Consider the following 16,135-nt stretch of genomic DNA (forward strand, 5'->3'; position numbering starts at 1 on the left):
GTCCGGTGCACGCCGACCACGACTCCGCCGCAGCGGTCAGGATCAATCCCAGCATCCTGGCCGCGGACTTCGTCCACATGGCCGACGATCTCGCCCGCATCGCCGCCGCGGATTTCGTGCATGTGGACGTCATGGACAATCACTTCGTCCCGAATCTGACCTTCGGTCCGCAGATGGTCCAGCGCATCCAGGACACCAGCCCCGTCCCGCTCGATGTCCACCTCATGATCGACGACCCCGAGCGGTGGGCGCCGGGGTACGCCGAGATCGGCGCCGCCTCGGTGACCTTTCACCTCGAGGCGGCGAGCGAACCTGTGGCCGTCGCACGGCGTCTGCGCGCGATCGGCGCCCGGGCCGGGGTCGCCGTCAAGCCCGCGACCCCGGTCGAGTCGCTCTACGACGTGCTCGACGAGTTCGACCAGATCCTCGTCATGACCGTCGAACCGGGATTCGGCGGGCAGTCCTTCCTGCCCGAGACGATGCCCAAGCTCAGCGCCCTCGCGGCCGAGGCCAGACGACGCGGTTCGGAGGTGTGGCTGCAGGTCGACGGCGGCATCGGCGAATCCACCATCGCGCAGGCCGCCGAGGCCGGTGCCGACACCTTCGTCGCGGGGTCGGCGGTCTTCGGCTCCGACAACCCCGAGCGGGCGATCATCGCGCTGCGTGATCAGGCACGCCATCACCACCGTCATTCCCGCCGCTGATCGGAGAACGCCCATGACCGACCGCTCCGAGGACCGGCCCGCAGCTCCCGGGCCGGATCCCGCCGACGGTGGCACCGAGGCGGCGACACCCTCGAGCACCGAGGCGCTCCGCGTGGCAGGGGTCCGCGGAGCGAGGTGGCTGCTGTCGGCCTACAGCGGTGAGCACGGCATCTACGGCGTGGTGCTCGTCACCGCCCTCATCGGCGCCGAGATCGAGGCGCCCACCGACCTCGACGTCATCTGGTTCGTCGCCGGAACCGTCGGGGTCTTCTGGCTGGCGCACATCTACGCCGCCGTCGTCGCCAGCCGGGCCCGCAGGCCCGTGCCCCCGCTCCGCGAGGGCATCCGCGACGGTGTGCGCCACTCCGGCGGGATGGCACTGGCGATGCTCATCCCGGTCTTCCTCCTCGCCACCGGGACCTGGGGTGTGCTGGACGAGTGGACGGCCTACTTCCTCGCGCTCGGCAGCGGTGTGGTCATCCTGGGGCTGATCGGCTACCTCAACGCCCGGCGCAACGGTGCGACGTGGCCGTGGCGGATGCTCGGCGTCCTCGCGACGACGCTGCTGGGGCTGCTCGTCATCGGCCTCAGCATCCTCGTCCACTGACACCCCGCCGCGCCGGTCGGGTCCGCCCGTTCGCTACCCTGGCATGGTGAAGACTTTCGACGCGCTGTTCGCCGAGCTCACGGCGAAGGCCGTCGAGCGTCCCGCCGGATCGGGGACCGTCGCCGAGCTGGATTCCGGCGTCCACGCCATCGGCAAGAAGATCGTCGAAGAGGCCGCCGAGGTGTGGATGGCCGCCGAGTACGAATCCGATGAGCGCACCGCCGAGGAGATCTCACAGCTGCTGTACCACCTGCAGGTGATGCTCGTCGCGAAGGGACTCACGCTCGAGGACGTGTACCGACATCTCTGAGCGGTCCTCCCGTCCGTCCTCTCTCCCGAAAGCCATCCCACATGCTCAGAATCGCCGTGCCCAACAAGGGCTCCCTCGCCGACACCGCCTCGGCGATGCTCCAGGAGGCCGGGTACACCGGCCGACGTGATCCGAAGGATCTGCACGTCATCGACCCTGAGAACGAGGTCGAATTCTTCTACCTGCGTCCGAAGGACATCGCCACCTACGTCGGTTCCGGCGCGCTGGATGTCGGCATCACCGGCCGCGACCTGCTGCTGGATGCCCGCATGCCGGGCGCCCGCGAGATCGAAGCGCTCGGCTTCGGCGACTCGACCTTCCGCTTCGCCGGGCCCCCCGGCCGCTTCACCGATGTCGACGACCTCGAGGGTGTGCGGGTGGCGACCGCCTACCCCGGGCTCGTCGACGGCTTCCTCGACGAGCGCGGGGTCGCCGTCGATCTCGTCCCCCTGGACGGCGCAGTCGAGTCGGCCGTGCGCCTCGGCGTGGCCGATGCGGTGGCCGATGTGGTCTCGACGGGGACGACGCTGCGTCAGGCCGGGCTGGAGATCTTCGGACCGGCGATCCTGCAGTCCGAGGCGGTGCTCATCGGGGCACCGGTCGAGGCGGAGGGGACCGAGACCCTCCTGAGGCGCTTGCGGGGAGTCATGGTCGCTCGCCGATACGTGCTCATCGACTACGACCTGCCCGCCCGGCTCATCGACGAAGCCGTCGCGGTGGCACCCGGCATCGAGTCGCCGACCATCTCGCCGCTGCGCGATCCGGAGTGGGTCGCGGTGCGCGTGATGAGCCCGCGCAAGGGTGTGAACCAGGTGATGGACGCCCTGTACGCCATCGGTGCGCGGGCGATCCTCGTGACCGAGATCCACGCGGCGAGGCTCTGAGATGACCCTGGCCACCCGCGTCATCCCCTGTCTCGACGTCGCCGGCGGCCGCGTCGTGAAGGGCGTGAACTTCGTCGATCTGCGTGACATGGGCGACCCGGTCGAGCTCGCCAAGGCCTACTTCGACCAGGGCGCCGACGAAGTCACCTTCCTCGACGTGACCGCGACCGTCGACGAGCGTGCCACGACCTACGATGTCGTCCAGCGCACGGCGGAGCAGGTCTTCATCCCCCTGACGGTCGGCGGCGGAGTGCGATCGACCGACGACGTCGCACGACTGCTGTCGGTGGGAGCCGACAAGATCGGCGTGAACTCCGCCGCGATCGCGCGTCCGGATCTGCTCGACGAGATCGCCGACCGCTTCGGCGCGCAGGTGCTGGTGCTCTCGCTCGACGTCAAGCGGGTCTCACCCGATCGGCGTGCCGGCTCGGCGTCGGGCTTCGTGGTGACCACCCACGGCGGGCGCACCGAGACCGACCTGGATGCACTCGTCTGGGCCCGAGAGGCTGTGGAGCGGGGAGCGGGCGAGCTGCTGGTCAACTCGATCGACGCCGACGGAACCAAACAGGGTTTCGACCTGGAGCTGATCGCGGCGATGCGCGAGGTGGCTCGCGTTCCCGTCATCGCCTCCGGTGGCGCGGGCGCCCTCGAGCACTTCGCTCCGGCCATTACGGCCGGAGCCGACGCGGTGCTGGCCGCCTCGGTGTTCCACACCGGTCAGCTGCGGGTCGGCGAGGTGAAAGAGGCGATAGCGCGCCACGGCATTCCGGTCCGGCGAACGGAGAGGGATCGATGACCGAGGCCGAGCTTTCCGGAGACGTCGAGGACCGCATCGCTCGCGTCCGCTTCACCGATGACGGCCTCGTCGCGGCGATCGTCCAGCAGTGGGACACCCGCGAGGTGCTCATGCTCGGATGGATGGATGCCGAGGCGCTGCGTCGCACGCTGACCGAAGGCCGGGTCACGTTCTGGTCGCGATCGCGACAGGAGTACTGGCGCAAAGGCGACACCTCCGGCCACGCGCAGTTCGTCCGCGGCGCGCGACTGGACTGCGACGGCGACGCGATCCTCGTCGAGGTCGATCAGATCGGCGTCGCCTGTCACACCGGCACCCGAACGTGTTTCGACGCCGACGATCTGGACCCGGCGGTCGGCACCGCGCCCGTCGGCGATCCGTCGTGAGTTCCTCCGGAGGGGTGCGCGGCGGTCCGTCCGTCCGTCCTCGTTCGCTGGCGGTGCTGCTGATCCTGGTGGCCGGTGCGACCGGGGTGATCGCTTCGACCCAGACCTGGCTGACGGTGACCATCGAGGACGGGGCGCGCGACCTGCTTCCCGTCAGCGGCGCGGCAGCGCTTCCCGTGCTCGCGCCCCTCAGCCTGACCGCCCTGGCACTGGGCGCGGCCCTCGCCATCGCGGGCACCGTGCTGCGTTACATCTTCGGGGTCCTCACCGTCGTGATCGCCGCGACCCTCGGTGTCGTCACGGGTGTCGTCGCCCTCACGGCACCCGTTGCCTCCGTCGTCTCGGCGGTGACCGAGGCGACGGGGATCGCGGGCGTCGAGGCCGTGGGCGATCTCGTCACGGACATCGCCACCACGCCGTGGCCGCTCATCACGCTCGCGGCATGCGCCGTTCTTCTCGGCGCCGGCGTGCTGATCCTCGCCACGGCGCACCGATGGCCGGGCGCGGGGCGGAAGTACCGCACGACCGCGGAGGTCGTACCCGACGGCGCGGCCACGCGGCGCACCGAGGCGATCGACTCGTGGGATGAGCTGTCGCGCGGACAGGATCCGACGGTCTGACCGATAGACTGGCGGTGGTGTGTCCCGGCGTCCTGGAGGATATTCATGAGCAACCACATCGGTGATCCCGGCCACGGCAATTCGCCGGCGGCATGGACGGCTGTCGTCATCATGCTCGTCGGCTTCACCGTCGGAACCGTCGCGTTCTTCTTCGACGTGCCGGTGGTGGTGTGGGCCTCGGCCGGTCTGATCGTCGTGGGTCTGCTCGTGGGCTGGGGCATGTCGAGAGCCGGCTACGGCGTCGGCGGGGCCAAGACAACGGCGAAAGAGCATTGAACGCGGGCGCTGGGCGAACATCGGCGGGCATCGATCTGCTCGCCGAACTGACGGCCGGCGCCGTCGCGGACGCCGAGCGTCGCTCCGCGGACACCCCGCTGGCTCAGGTGGAGCGCACCGCGCTGGCCCGCCCCGCGGCCAAGGATGCGCGCGCTGCGCTCGCCCCGAGCGCCGGGGTGAAGATCATCGCGGAGGTCAAGCGCGCGAGTCCTTCGCGCGGGCCGCTCGCCGACATCCCCGACCCCGCCGCGCAGGCGCGGCGGTATCAGCAGGGCGGCGCCTCGGCCATCTCGGTCCTCACCGAGGAACGTCGCTTCTCGGGCAGCCTCGCCGACCTCGACGCCGTCGTGGCGGCGGTCGATCTGCCCGTTCTGCGCAAGGACTTCATCGCCACCGAGTACCAGGTCGTCGAGGCCCGAGCCGCCGGGGCCGACCTGGTGCTCCTCATCGTCGCCGCCCTCGCGCAGGATGACCTCGTCCGGCTGCACCGCCTCATCGGCGAGCTCGGCATGACCGCTCTCGTCGAGACGCACAGCGCCGACGAGGTGTCCCGGGCGATCGACCTCGGCGCGTCGGTGATCGGCGTCAATGCCCGCGACCTGTCGACGTTCGAGCTGGACCGTGACCTGTTCGGGCGCCTGGAACCCCTCATCCCCGAAGGAACCATCCGCATCGCGGAATCTGCGGTGTCGTCTCCGGACGACGTCGCGCACTACCGCGATCACGGTGCCGACGTGGTCCTCATCGGCGAAGCCCTCGTGACGGGCGACCCGGTGGCGACCCTCGGGCGGTTCCTTGCGGCGGGAGACCATCCCGCCGGCCGAAACCGGAAGGAGCGGACATGAGTCTGCGTGAAGCCGCAGGGCCATTCTTCGGCGAGTTCGGCGGGCGGTTCATGCCCGAATCGCTCATCGCCGCCATCGACGAGCTGAGCGCGGAGTACGACCGCGCGAAGAACGACCCGGTTTTCCAGGAGGAGTTCCTCGAACTGCTGCGCAGCTACGCGGGTCGACCGTCCATCATCACGGAGGTGCCGCGGTTCGCCGCGCACGCCGGTGGTGGCCGGGTGTTCCTCAAGCGCGAGGATCTCAACCACACCGGTTCGCACAAGATCAACAATGTCCTCGGGCAAGCCCTGCTCACCCGCCGCCTCGGCAAGAAGCGCGTCATCGCCGAAACCGGCGCCGGCCAGCACGGCGTGGCCACGGCGACGGCGGCGGCGCTGTTCGGGCTCGAGTGCACCATCTACATGGGCGAGGTCGACACCGAGCGCCAGGCGCTCAACGTCGCACGGATGCGCCTGCTCGGGGCCGAGGTCGTTCCGGTGACCACGGGCTCGCGCACCCTCAAGGACGCGATCAACGAGGCCTACCGCGACTGGGTGTCCAGCGTCGAGACGACCAACTACATCTTCGGCACGGCCGCGGGTCCCCACCCGTTCCCTGCCATGGTGCGCGATTTCCAGAAGGTCATCGGCGAAGAGGCGCGCCGGCAGCTCCTCGACGAGGTCGGTCGACTGCCCGACGCGGTCTTCGCGTGCGTGGGCGGGGGATCGAACGCGATCGGCATGTTCGACGCCTTCCTGGATGACGCCGATGTGCGCCTCTACGGGGTCGAAGCCGCCGGCGACGGCGTGGACACCGTACGCCATGCGGCGTCCATCGAGCGGGGCCGCCCGGGCGTCCTCCACGGCGCGAAGACCTTCGTCCTGCAGGACGAGGACGGGCAGACCGTGGAGTCCCATTCGATCTCCGCAGGCCTGGACTATCCGGGCGTCGGACCCGAGCACGCATGGCTCGCCTCGATCGGTCGGGCAGACTACATCCCCGCCACCGACGCCGAAGCGATGGCGGCTCTGCGGCTGCTCTCCGAGACGGAGGGCATCATTCCCGCCATCGAGTCGGCGCACGCTCTGGCCGGCGCGATGCGCATCGGCGAGCAGCTGGGCCCCGATGCCGTCATCGCGATCTGCCTCTCCGGCCGCGGGGACAAGGACATGGACACTGCGGCACGCTACTTCGAGCTCTACGACGCAGGGATCGATCTCGCGGCAGCGGCGGCCGAACCCGTCGTCGACGCCGCGAAGGGCGAGGGCGTGAAGCTGTGACCTCATCCGTCTCGGCGGCGATCGACGCCGCCAAGGCCGATGGTCGCGGTGCCCTCGTCGGATACCTTCCGCTCGGCTTCCCCGACCTGGCCACGAGCATCGATGCCGCTGTCGCCCTGGCGGAGGCGGGAGCCGACGTCCTGGAGCTCGGCCCGCCGTATTCAGATCCGGTCATGGACGGCACCGTGATCCAGGAGGCGACGCAGACGGCACTGGCCGCCGGGTTCCGCCTCCGCGACACGTTCACCGCCGTCGCCGAGATCACGCGGCAGACCGACACCCCGGTGCTGGTGATGACGTACTGGAACCCCGTGATGCAGTACGGGGTCGACCGGTTCGCCGACGACCTGCACTCGGCCGGGGGAGCGGGACTGATCACGCCCGACGTCACTCCTGACGCTGCCGGGGACTGGATCGCGGCGTCCCGCCGCACCGACCTCGACCGGGTCTTCCTCGCCGCTCCCACCTCCACCGACGAGCGTCTCGACCTCATCGCGTCGAACTCGACGGGATTCGTCTACACGGTCTCCACGATGGGGATCACCGGCGTCCGCGAGGACCTCGACGCCGCCGCCCGAGGCCTCGTCGCGCGCCTGCGCGCGCACGGCGCCGAGCGCGCATGCGTCGGCATCGGCATCTCCAACGCCTCCCACGTTTCCGGCGTCCTGGAGTACGCGGACGGCGCCATCGTCGGAACGGCCCTCGTCCGCGCCCTGCGCGACGGCGGCATCCCCGCCCTGCGAGACCTCGCCGCCGAGTTGCACGAGGGCACGATGTCCGCGGGCGCCGGACGCCCCGCTTAGACTCGAATCCATGTCGTTCGCCCTCTCGAGCGCGGGAACCTCCGTGCTCGCCAGCATCCCGAGCCCCGAGATCAGCTTCATCCAGCTGGGACCGCTCCGCGTCTACTTCTACGCGCTGTGCATCATCGCCGGCATCGTGGTGGCGGTCCTGCTCACGAACCATCGACTGACCAAGCGCGGCGCAGAGCCGTGGGTCGTCATCGACATCGCCCTTCTCGCGGTGCCGCTGGCCATCGTCGGCGCCCGGATCTTCCATGTGCTCACCCACCTCGGCTTCTACTTCTACGAGGGCTCGAACCCGTGGAACCCCCTCCAGCCCGGCTCGGTCTGGGCCATCTGGGAGGGCGGGATCGCCATCTACGGTGCGCTGATCGGCGGCGCGGTCGGCGCGTGGCTCGGCTGCCGTTGGACGGGGATCCGCTTCTGGTCCTTCGCGGATGCGCTGGCCCCCGGCATCCTGCTCGCGCAGGCCATCGGGCGCTTCGGAAACTGGTTCAACCAGGAACTGTTCGGCCTTCCCACCGACCTGCCGTGGGGTCTGGAGATCGACTCCGACAACGCCGCGTTCCCCCCGGGGCTGCCCGCCGATACGCTGTTCCACCCGACCTTCCTCTACGAGGTGATCTGGAACACGGCGGGCGTCTTCGTGCTGCTGTGGGCGGGGAAGCGTCTGCGGATGCAGTGGGGACGGCTGTTCGGCCTCTACCTGATCTGGTACAGCGCCGGCCGCATCGTGTGGGAGTCGATCCGCATCGATCCGAGCGACATCTACCTGGGGCTGCGCACCAACGTCTGGGCCGCGATCTTCGGCGTCATCGTGGGTCTGGCCATCATCATCGTGCAGCGTCGGCGCCACCCCGGCACCGAGCCGTCGCCCTATGTGGCCGGTCGGGAGTGGAAGGGCCGGGGCACGGTACAATCGCAGGACACCAACGACTTCGTCGACCTCAGCGAACCACCGGCGAACGAGGTCGCCGAGAGCGATGCCACAAGCACAGCCGCCAAGAAGTAGGGGTGTTCATCAGCTGATTCGGGCCGACGTCGTCCCATCTTGAGCATCAATGTGAGGACGGTACGCATGGCCGCGAGTTCCGGCAGCAGCACCTCCACGTCGGTGGTGGGCGGTGGCTTCCCCGCCCGCCAGGGCATGTACAACCCGGCATTCGAGAAGGACGCCTGCGGGTTGGCGATGGTCGCGACGCTCCGAGGCGAACCGGGCCACGACATCATCGACCTGGCCCTGACGGCGCTGCGGAACCTCGAGCACCGCGGTGCGATCGGTTCGGATGCGGGCACCGGAGACGGAGCCGGCATCCTCACCCAGATGCCCGACGCCTTCTTCCGCGAGGTCGTCGACTTCGACCTGCCCCCGATGGGGGAGTACGCGGCGGGCATGGTCTTCCTGCCGCGCGACGAGGAGGCACGAGCCGAGCAGAAAGCCGGCATCGAACGGATCGCCGCCGGCGAGAACCTCGTCGTGCTCGGCTGGCGCGACGTGCCGGTCGCCGAGGAGCACCTGGGGAAGCTGGCCTTCGAGGCGCGCCCCGCCTTCGAGCAGATCTTCGTATCCCGTCCCGGTGAAGGCGATGCGCCGGCGCTGTCGGGCATCGATCTGGACCGGCGCACCTATCGGATGCGCAAGCGCGCCCGACACGAGCTCGACGCCTACTTCGTCTCGCTGTCGGCACGCACCATCGGCTACAAGGGCATGGTCACCACGCTCCAGCTCGAGCCGTTCTATCCCGACCTCCAGGATGAGCGCTTCGCCTCCGAGCTCGCCGTCGTGCACTCCCGGTACTCCACCAACACCTTCCCCTCCTGGCCGCTTGCGCAGCCGCTGCGGATGCTCGCGCACAACGGCGAGATCAACACCGTCAAGGGCAACCGCAACTGGATGCGGGCGCGGCAGTCGCAGCTGGAGTCGGAGCTCCTCGGCGACATCCGTCCACTGCTGCCGATCTGCACCGTCGGCTCCAGTGACTCCGCGTCGTTCGACGAGGTTCTCGAGCTGCTGACGCTGACCGGCCGGAGCCTTCCGCACGCGGTGATGATGATGGTGCCCGAGGCCTACGAGAAGCAGGCCGACATCGCCCCCGATCTCCGGGCGTTCTACGACTACCACGCGAATCAGATGGAGCCGTGGGACGGCCCCGCGGCGCTGATCTTCACCGACGGCACGCTCGTGGGTGCGACGCTCGACCGCAACGGCCTGCGTCCGGGACGCTGGACGGAGACGACCGACGGCTTCGTCGTGATCGGCAGTGAGACCGGGGTCCTCGACATCGCCCCCGAGCGCATCAAGCGTCGGGGCCGGTTGCGCCCGGGCCGGATGTTCCTCGTCGACACCGAGGCCGGACGCATCGTGGAGGACGACGAGATCAAGCGCGACCTCGCGACCATGCATCCCTGGCAGGAGTGGCTGAATGCGGGGCGCGTGCGCCTGGCCGATCTGCCCGAGCGCGAGCACATCGTCCACCCGATCGCCTCGATCACCCGTCGTCAGCGCACGTTCGGCTACACCGAGGAGGAGGTGCGGATCCTCCTGACCCCGATGGGCCAGAACGGCGCCGAGCCGCTCGGCGCGATGGGCAGCGACACCCCGGTCGCCGTCCTCAGCGACCGGCCGCGCCTGCTGTTCGACTACTTCGTCCAGCAGTTCGCGCAGGTCACCAACCCGCCGCTGGACTCGATCCGCGAAGAGGTCGTCACCTCCCTGTCGCTGGGGCTCGGGCCCGAGCGCAACCTGCTGTCGTGGGGACCGGACCACGCCCGCACGGTGATGCTCGACTTCCCCGTGATCGACAACGACGAGCTCGCGAAGATCCAGCACATCGACACGGCACTGCCCGATCGGTCGTCGGTGACGATCCGAGGTCTCTATCGCGTCGAGGCCGGGCACAAGGGCATGCGCAAGCGGCTCGAGCAGATGTGCACCGAGGTCGACCAGGCGATCGAGGACGGCGCGGAGCTCATCGTGCTCAGCGACCGCGACTCCAACAAAGACCTCGCACCGATCCCGTCGCTGCTCATGCTGGCTGCCGTCCACCATCACCTCATCCGACGTGAGACCCGCATGAAGGTCGGTCTCGTCGTCGAAGCCGGTGACGTGCGCGAGGTGCACCACATCGCCACCCTCATCGGCTACGGTGCGTCGGCGGTGAACCCCTACCTGGCGATGGAGACGGTCGAATACCTCGTCCGCGCGGGTTACATCACCGGCGTCACCCCCGAGAAGGCGGTGAAGAACCTCATCTACGCCCTCGGCAAGGGCGTGCTGAAGATCATGTCGAAGATGGGCATCTCCACCGTGTCGTCCTACGCCGGCGCCCAGGTCTTCGAGGCCGTCGGGCTGTCGCAGGAGCTCGTGGACACCTACTTCACGGGAACCGAGACCAAGCTCGGGGGCGTCGGGCTCGACGTCATCGCCGCCGAGAACGCCGCACGCCACGCCTACGCGTATCCCGAAGACGCCGCGGTGCGTGCGCACGAGCGGCTGTGGACCGGGGGCGAGTACCAGTGGCGCCGTGACGGATCGCCGCACCTCTTCAACCCCGACACCGTGTTCCGTCTGCAGCATGCGACGCGCACGCGGCGGTACGACATCTTCCGCGAATACACGAAGCTGGTCGACGATCAGGCGGCCGAGCTCAAGACCCTTCGTGGGCTGTTCCAGCTGCGGTCGGGGGTGCGCCCCCCGGTGCCCATCGACGAGGTCGAGCCCGTATCGGCGATCGTGAAGCGCTTCCAGACCGGAGCGATGAGCTACGGCTCGATCTCCCAGGAGGCGCACGAGACCCTCGCGATCGCGATGAACCGCATCGGCGGTCGATCGAACACCGGTGAGGGCGGCGAGGACGTCGAGCGCCTGCTCGACCCGGTGCGGCGCAGCTCGATCAAGCAGGTCGCATCGGGACGGTTCGGGGTCACGAGTCTCTACCTGACCGAGGCCGACGACATCCAGATCAAGCTGGCCCAGGGCGCCAAGCCCGGCGAGGGTGGACAGCTCCCTCCGGCGAAGGTGTACCCGTGGGTCGCGCGCACGCGCCACGCCACCGCAGGCGTCGGGCTCATCTCGCCACCGCCCCACCACGACATCTACTCGATCGAAGACCTCAAGCAGCTCATCTTCGACCTGAAGCGCTCCAACCCCGGCGCCCGGATCCACGTCAAGCTCGTGAGCCAGTCGGGGATCGGCGCGGTCGCGGCGGGCACGGCCAAGGCGCTGGCCGACGTCATCCTCGTCTCGGGGCACGATGGAGGTACGGGCGCGAGCCCGCTCAACTCGCTCAAGCACGCGGGCACCCCGTGGGAGCTGGGGCTGGCCGAGACGCAGCAGACGCTCATGCTCAACGGGATGCGCGATCGCGTGGTGGTGCAGGTCGACGGTCAGCTCAAGACCGGGCGCGATGTCATCATCGGCGCCCTCCTGGGCGCGGAGGAGTTCGGCTTCGCCACCGCACCGCTCGTGGTCTCGGGCTGCATCATGATGCGCGTGTGCCACCTCGACACCTGTCCGGTGGGCGTCGCGACGCAGAACCCGACGCTGCGGGCACGTTTCAACGGCAAGCCGGAGTTCGTGGTGAACTTCATGGAGTTCGTCGCCCAGGAGGTGCGCGAGTACCTCGCGGAGCTGGGGTTCCGCTCTCTCGACGAGGCCATCGGCCGCACCGAGATGCTCGACCTGAACGGCGCGATCGAGCACTGGAAGGCCAGTGGCCTCGACCTCACGCCCGTCCTCCACGGACCGAACTTCGCCGAAGACGAGCCGCGGCGCCACGGTCGCGCCCAGCTGCACGAGCTCGAGGAGCACTTCGACACGGTGCTCATCGAGCGAGCCCGCGACGTGATCGAGCGCGGCGGGTCTGTGACGATCGATCTGCCCATCCGCAACACCGAGCGCGCCGTCGGCACGCTCCTCGGGCATCACGTCACCCGTGCACGAGGGGAGAACGGTCTGCCCTCGGGATCGATCACCGTCAACCTCACCGGCTCGGCCGGTCAATCTCTCGGCGCATTCATGCCGGCGGGGATCACGCTGCGTCTCGAGGGCGACTCCAACGACTACGTCGGCAAGGGCCTGTCCGGGGGCCAGATCGTGATCCGCCCGCCGCGCGGAGCGTCGTTCGACGCGTCGAAGAACGTCATCGCCGGCAACGTCATCGGCTACGGGGCCACCCAGGGCACGATGTTCCTCCGGGGCGTCGTGGGGGAGCGGTTCCTCGTCCGCAACTCCGGCGCGACCGCGGTCGTCGAGGGCGTGGGCGATCATGCCCTCGAGTACATGACCGGAGGCCTCGCCGTCATCCTGGGCGAGACCGGACGCAACCTCGGTGCCGGGATGTCGGGGGGAACCGCGTACATCTACCGGCTCGACCGGAAGCTCGTCAACCGGGAGGCGATCGCGTCGGGCGAGCTCGTTCTCGGCGAGCTCGGCGCGGGTGACGTCGAGATGCTCCGCGACCTGCTCGAACAGCATGTCACCGAGACCGGATCCGAACTGGCGCAGCGCCTGCTCGACGACTTCGAGCGCGAGGCGCAGAACTTCGTCCGTGTCGTCCCGCGCGATTACGCCGCTGTCCTGCAGACCCGGCAGGAGGCGCTCGACGAAGGACTCGATCCCGACGGCGACGTCGTATGGAGCCGCATCCTGGAGGTGACGGGTGGCTGACCCCAAAGGCTTTCTGAAGGTGACCGAGCGGGAGCTGCCGCCTCGCCGCCCCATCCCGGTGCGGATCATGGACTGGAAAGAGGTCTATGAGCCGGGGGACTCGGCCGTTCTCCGGCGGCAGGCCGGTCGATGCATGGACTGCGGCGTGCCGTTCTGCCACAAGGGATGCCCGCTGGGAAACCTCATCCCGGAATGGAACGACCTGGTGTGGCGGGGCGAGGGGCGCGCGGCGATCGAGCGCCTTCACGCGACGAACAACTTCCCGGAGTTCACGGGCCGGCTCTGCCCCGCGCCGTGCGAGAGCTCGTGCGTTCTGGGCATCAACCAGCCTCCGGTGACGATCAAGCAGGTCGAGGTCTCGATCATCGACGAGGCGTTCTCGCAGGGCTGGGTCGAGCCCGAGCCCCCCGCGCGTCTGACCGGCAAGACGGTCGCCGTCGTCGGATCGGGTCCGGCCGGCCTCGCCGCCGCGCAGCAGCTCACCCGAGCCGGTCACACCGTGGCGGTCTACGAGCGTGACGACCGCATCGGTGGGCTGCTCCGCTACGGCATCCCCGACTTCAAAATGGAGAAGCGCCATCTCGAGGCGCGTCTTCGTCAGATGCGCGACGAGGGCACCCGGTTCCGCGCCGGTGTCGAGATCGGCGTGGACATCTCGTGGAGCGATCTGCGCGCGCGGTACGACGCCGTCGTCATCGCCACGGGGGCGACGGTGCCGCGCGACCTCGCGATCCCCGGTCGCGATCACGCGGGCGTGCACTTCGCGATGGAGTACCTCGTCGAATCGAACAAGGCGGTGGCGGGCGACGCGGTGTCCAACCAGATCACCGCGGAGGGCAAGCACGTCGTCGTGATCGGCGGCGGCGACACGGGAGCCGACTGCATCGGCACCGCCCACCGGCAGGGCGCCCTGAGCGTGACCAACCTCGCGATCGGCAAGCAGCCGCCCGAGGAGCGCCCCGAGGACCAGCCCTGGCCGATGATGCCGAACCTGTTCGAGATCGCTTCCGCGCACGAGGAGGGCGGTGAGCGTCAGTACCTCGCGTCCACCGTCGAGTTCCTCGCGAACGCCGTCGGCGAGGTCCGCGCGCTGCGCGTCGCCGAGACCGAGTACCGCGATGGCCGACGCGTGCCGAAGTCGGGCACGGAGCGCGAGATCCCCGCCGACCTCGTGCTGATCGCCATGGGCTTCACCGGCCCCGAGCACGCGCACCTGGCCGATCAGCTCGGCACGCAGTTCGGTCCGCGGGGCAGCATCGAGCGCGACGCGGTCTACCAGACATCCGCTCCTGGGGTGTTCGTCGCCGGCGACGCGGGGCGCGGTCAATCGCTCATCGTCTGGGCCATCGCCGAGGGTCGCGCGGCGGCCGCGGCGGTCGACGAGTACCTCATGGGCAGCACCGACCTGCCGGCGCCCGTTCACCCGAACGATGTCGCCATCGGGCTGCAGCCCGCGTAGGCTTGCCCCGGCCCTTCGCCATTTCCCCCATCACTCGGAGTTCATACACGGATGAGACGCGCCAAGATCGTCGCCACTTTGGGTCCTGCCACTTCCTCTTATGACATGGTCCGCGCGATCATCGATGCCGGAGTGGACATCGCCCGGCTGAACCTCAGTCACGGCGACTACTCCGTACACGAGGCCAACTTCGCCAATGTCCGCAAGGCCGCTGACGACGCGGGTCGCCCGGTGGCGGTGCTGGTCGACCTGCAGGGGCCGAAGATCCGCCTCGGCCGCTTCGCGGACGGCCCGCACGAGCTCGCCGAAGGCGACATCTTCAAGATCACCACGGAGGATGTCCCGGGGACGAAGGAGCTCGTCTCGACGACCTTCAAGGGGCTTCCCGGTGACGTCAAGCCCGGCGACTTCCTCCTGATCGACGACGGCAAGGTGCGCGTCGAGGTCGTCGAGGTCGAGGGCTCGGTCGTGACGACGCGTGTCATCGTCGCCGGGACAGTGTCGAACAACAAGGGGATCAACCTGCCGGGTGTGGCGGTGAACGTCCCCGCGCTGTCGGAGAAGGATGAGGCCGACCTCCGCTGGGGTCTGCGGATCGGCGCGGACTTCATCGCCCTTTCGTTCGTGCGAAACGCCAAGGACATCCAGCGCGTGCACGTGATCATGGCCGAGGAGGGACGCCGCGTTCCCGTGATCGCCAAGATCGAGAAGCCGCAGGCGGTGGACAATCTCGAGGAGATCATCGACGCCTTCGACGGCATCATGGTCGCCCGTGGCGACCTCGGCGTGGAGCTGCCTCTGGAGGCGGTGCCGATCGTCCAGAAGCGGGCCGTCGAGCTGTGCCGTCGGATGGCCAAGCCCGTCATCGTCGCCACCCAGATGCTGGAATCGATGATCAACAACCCGGTGCCCACACGCGCCGAGACCAGCGACGTCGCCAACGCCGTTCTCGACGGTGCCGACGCCGTCATGCTCTCGGGCGAGACCAGTGTCGGGGACTACCCCGTGAAGGTCGTCGAGACCATGGCGCGCATCGTCGAGTCGACCGAGGATCACGGACTCGAGCGCATCGCGCCGCTGACCACGAAGCCGCGGACCCAGGGGGGTGCCATCACCCTCGCCGCGATGGAGGTGGCCGACTTCGTCGAGGCGAAGTTCCTCTGCATCTTCACCGAGTCCGGGGATACCGCGCGCCGCATGTCGCGTCTGCGTCCGAAGATCCCCATGATCGGATTCACGCCCGAGCCGGCGATCCGTCGTCGCATGGCGATCACGTGGGGGATCCGCTCGACGCTCGTCGAGCACGTCCCGCACACCGACCGCATGTTCATCCAGGTCGACGACTATCTCCTCGCGAACGACCTGGCCAAGGTCGGCGACAAGGTCGTCGTGATCTCCGGGTCGCCTCCCGGGATCGTGGGTTCGACCAACGACATCCGCATCCACAAGGTCGGCGATGCCGTGCACGGTGCGGCCCCGATCTATCAGACGCGGGACTGACGCACCACGTGACGC

At 69.1% G+C, this 16,135-nt stretch carries 15 protein-coding genes; all 15 read left to right on the plus strand.

Features of this window, described 5'->3' with window-relative positions; all coding sequences use genetic code 11:
• Nucleotides 1-5: 5 nt before the first annotated feature.
• The 15 genes from rpe to pyk all read left to right on the plus strand — a co-directional run bounded on the left by rpe (nt 6) and on the right by pyk (nt 16,120).
• Entirely contained in the window at nt 6-704 is a 699-nt protein-coding gene (gene rpe / locus V6S02_RS06405; RefSeq protein ID WP_276310430.1) for a ribulose-phosphate 3-epimerase, read from the plus strand.
• A gap of 13 nt (nt 705-717) precedes the next feature.
• Nucleotides 718-1,311, plus strand: a complete 594-nt coding sequence (locus V6S02_RS06410) for a hypothetical protein (RefSeq protein WP_124293229.1) — start codon at nt 718-720, stop codon at nt 1,309-1,311.
• Nucleotides 1,312-1,357: 46 nt separating this feature from the next.
• The gene (locus V6S02_RS06415; RefSeq protein ID WP_336400252.1) at nt 1,358-1,621 is read left to right on the plus strand and encodes a phosphoribosyl-ATP diphosphatase; all 264 of its coding nucleotides are present in this window, start codon (nt 1,358-1,360) and stop codon (nt 1,619-1,621) included.
• Between the two features lie 41 nt (nt 1,622-1,662).
• On the plus strand, nt 1,663-2,505 hold the full coding sequence (gene hisG / locus V6S02_RS06420) for an ATP phosphoribosyltransferase (protein ID WP_124293231.1): 843 nt from the start codon (nt 1,663-1,665) through the stop codon (nt 2,503-2,505).
• A 1-nt stretch (nt 2,506) separates the two neighbouring features.
• Nucleotides 2,507-3,301: an imidazole glycerol phosphate synthase subunit HisF gene (hisF, locus tag V6S02_RS06425; RefSeq protein ID WP_336400253.1), complete on the plus strand. Its 795-nt coding sequence runs from the start codon at nt 2,507-2,509 to the stop codon at nt 3,299-3,301.
• Nucleotides 3,298-3,687 carry a phosphoribosyl-AMP cyclohydrolase gene (gene hisI / locus V6S02_RS06430; RefSeq protein WP_124293233.1) on the plus strand — a complete coding sequence of 130 codons (390 nt, stop codon included), beginning with the start codon at nt 3,298-3,300 and terminating at the stop codon, nt 3,685-3,687. Before hisF ends, hisI begins: the two co-directional genes overlap by 4 nt.
• On the plus strand, nt 3,684-4,307 hold the full coding sequence (locus V6S02_RS06435; RefSeq protein ID WP_336400254.1) for a Trp biosynthesis-associated membrane protein: 624 nt from the start codon (nt 3,684-3,686) through the stop codon (nt 4,305-4,307). The genes hisI and V6S02_RS06435 overlap by 4 nt, the downstream gene beginning before the upstream one ends.
• A 45-nt stretch (nt 4,308-4,352) precedes the next feature.
• Nucleotides 4,353-4,583 (plus strand): DUF6704 family protein, encoded by a 231-nt coding sequence (locus V6S02_RS06440; protein ID WP_336400255.1) that lies wholly within the window; start codon nt 4,353-4,355, stop codon nt 4,581-4,583.
• Between the two features lie 35 nt (nt 4,584-4,618).
• Nucleotides 4,619-5,428 carry an indole-3-glycerol phosphate synthase TrpC gene (gene trpC, locus V6S02_RS06445; RefSeq protein ID WP_124294459.1) on the plus strand — a complete coding sequence of 270 codons (810 nt, stop codon included), beginning with the start codon at nt 4,619-4,621 and terminating at the stop codon, nt 5,426-5,428.
• Nucleotides 5,425-6,690 carry a tryptophan synthase subunit beta gene (trpB, locus tag V6S02_RS06450; protein ID WP_124293235.1) on the plus strand — a complete coding sequence of 422 codons (1,266 nt, stop codon included), beginning with the start codon at nt 5,425-5,427 and terminating at the stop codon, nt 6,688-6,690. Before trpC ends, trpB begins: the two co-directional genes overlap by 4 nt.
• The gene (trpA, locus tag V6S02_RS06455; RefSeq protein ID WP_124293236.1) at nt 6,687-7,493 is read left to right on the plus strand and encodes a tryptophan synthase subunit alpha; all 807 of its coding nucleotides are present in this window, start codon (nt 6,687-6,689) and stop codon (nt 7,491-7,493) included. Before trpB ends, trpA begins: the two co-directional genes overlap by 4 nt.
• A 10-nt stretch (nt 7,494-7,503) precedes the next feature.
• Nucleotides 7,504-8,505, plus strand: coding sequence for a prolipoprotein diacylglyceryl transferase (lgt, locus tag V6S02_RS06460; protein ID WP_336400256.1), 1,002 nt, complete (start codon nt 7,504-7,506; stop codon nt 8,503-8,505).
• A 66-nt stretch (nt 8,506-8,571) separates the two neighbouring features.
• Nucleotides 8,572-13,161, plus strand: a complete 4,590-nt coding sequence (gene gltB / locus V6S02_RS06465) for a glutamate synthase large subunit (protein ID WP_336400257.1) — start codon at nt 8,572-8,574, stop codon at nt 13,159-13,161.
• Entirely contained in the window at nt 13,154-14,620 is a 1,467-nt protein-coding gene (locus V6S02_RS06470; protein WP_336400258.1) for a glutamate synthase subunit beta, read from the plus strand. Before gltB ends, V6S02_RS06470 begins: the two co-directional genes overlap by 8 nt.
• Nucleotides 14,621-14,671: 51 nt before the next feature.
• Entirely contained in the window at nt 14,672-16,120 is a 1,449-nt protein-coding gene (gene pyk / locus V6S02_RS06475; protein ID WP_124293240.1) for a pyruvate kinase, read from the plus strand.
• Nucleotides 16,121-16,135 lie beyond the last annotated feature (15 nt).

The sequence above is a fragment of the Microbacterium sp. CCNWLW134 genome (assembly GCF_037083565.1).
Lineage (GTDB): Bacteria > Actinomycetota > Actinomycetes > Actinomycetales > Microbacteriaceae > Microbacterium.

Excerpts from the sequence above, each read along its gene's own strand:
- gltB (WP_336400257.1), top strand. The coding sequence starts at position 8,572 with ATGGCCGCGAGTTCCGGCAGCAGCACCTCCACGTCGGTGGTGGGCGGT.
- pyk (WP_124293240.1), top strand. The coding sequence starts at position 14,672 with ATGAGACGCGCCAAGATCGTCGCCACTTTGGGTCCTGCCACTTCCTCT.
- hisG (WP_124293231.1), top strand. The coding sequence starts at position 1,663 with ATGCTCAGAATCGCCGTGCCCAACAAGGGCTCCCTCGCCGACACCGCC.
- lgt (WP_336400256.1), top strand. The coding sequence starts at position 7,504 with ATGTCGTTCGCCCTCTCGAGCGCGGGAACCTCCGTGCTCGCCAGCATC.
- hisF (WP_336400253.1), top strand. The coding sequence starts at position 2,507 with ATGACCCTGGCCACCCGCGTCATCCCCTGTCTCGACGTCGCCGGCGGC.
- hisI (WP_124293233.1), top strand. The coding sequence starts at position 3,298 with ATGACCGAGGCCGAGCTTTCCGGAGACGTCGAGGACCGCATCGCTCGC.
- V6S02_RS06410 (WP_124293229.1), top strand. The coding sequence starts at position 718 with ATGACCGACCGCTCCGAGGACCGGCCCGCAGCTCCCGGGCCGGATCCC.
- V6S02_RS06440 (WP_336400255.1), top strand. The coding sequence starts at position 4,353 with ATGAGCAACCACATCGGTGATCCCGGCCACGGCAATTCGCCGGCGGCA.
- trpB (WP_124293235.1), top strand. The coding sequence starts at position 5,425 with ATGAGTCTGCGTGAAGCCGCAGGGCCATTCTTCGGCGAGTTCGGCGGG.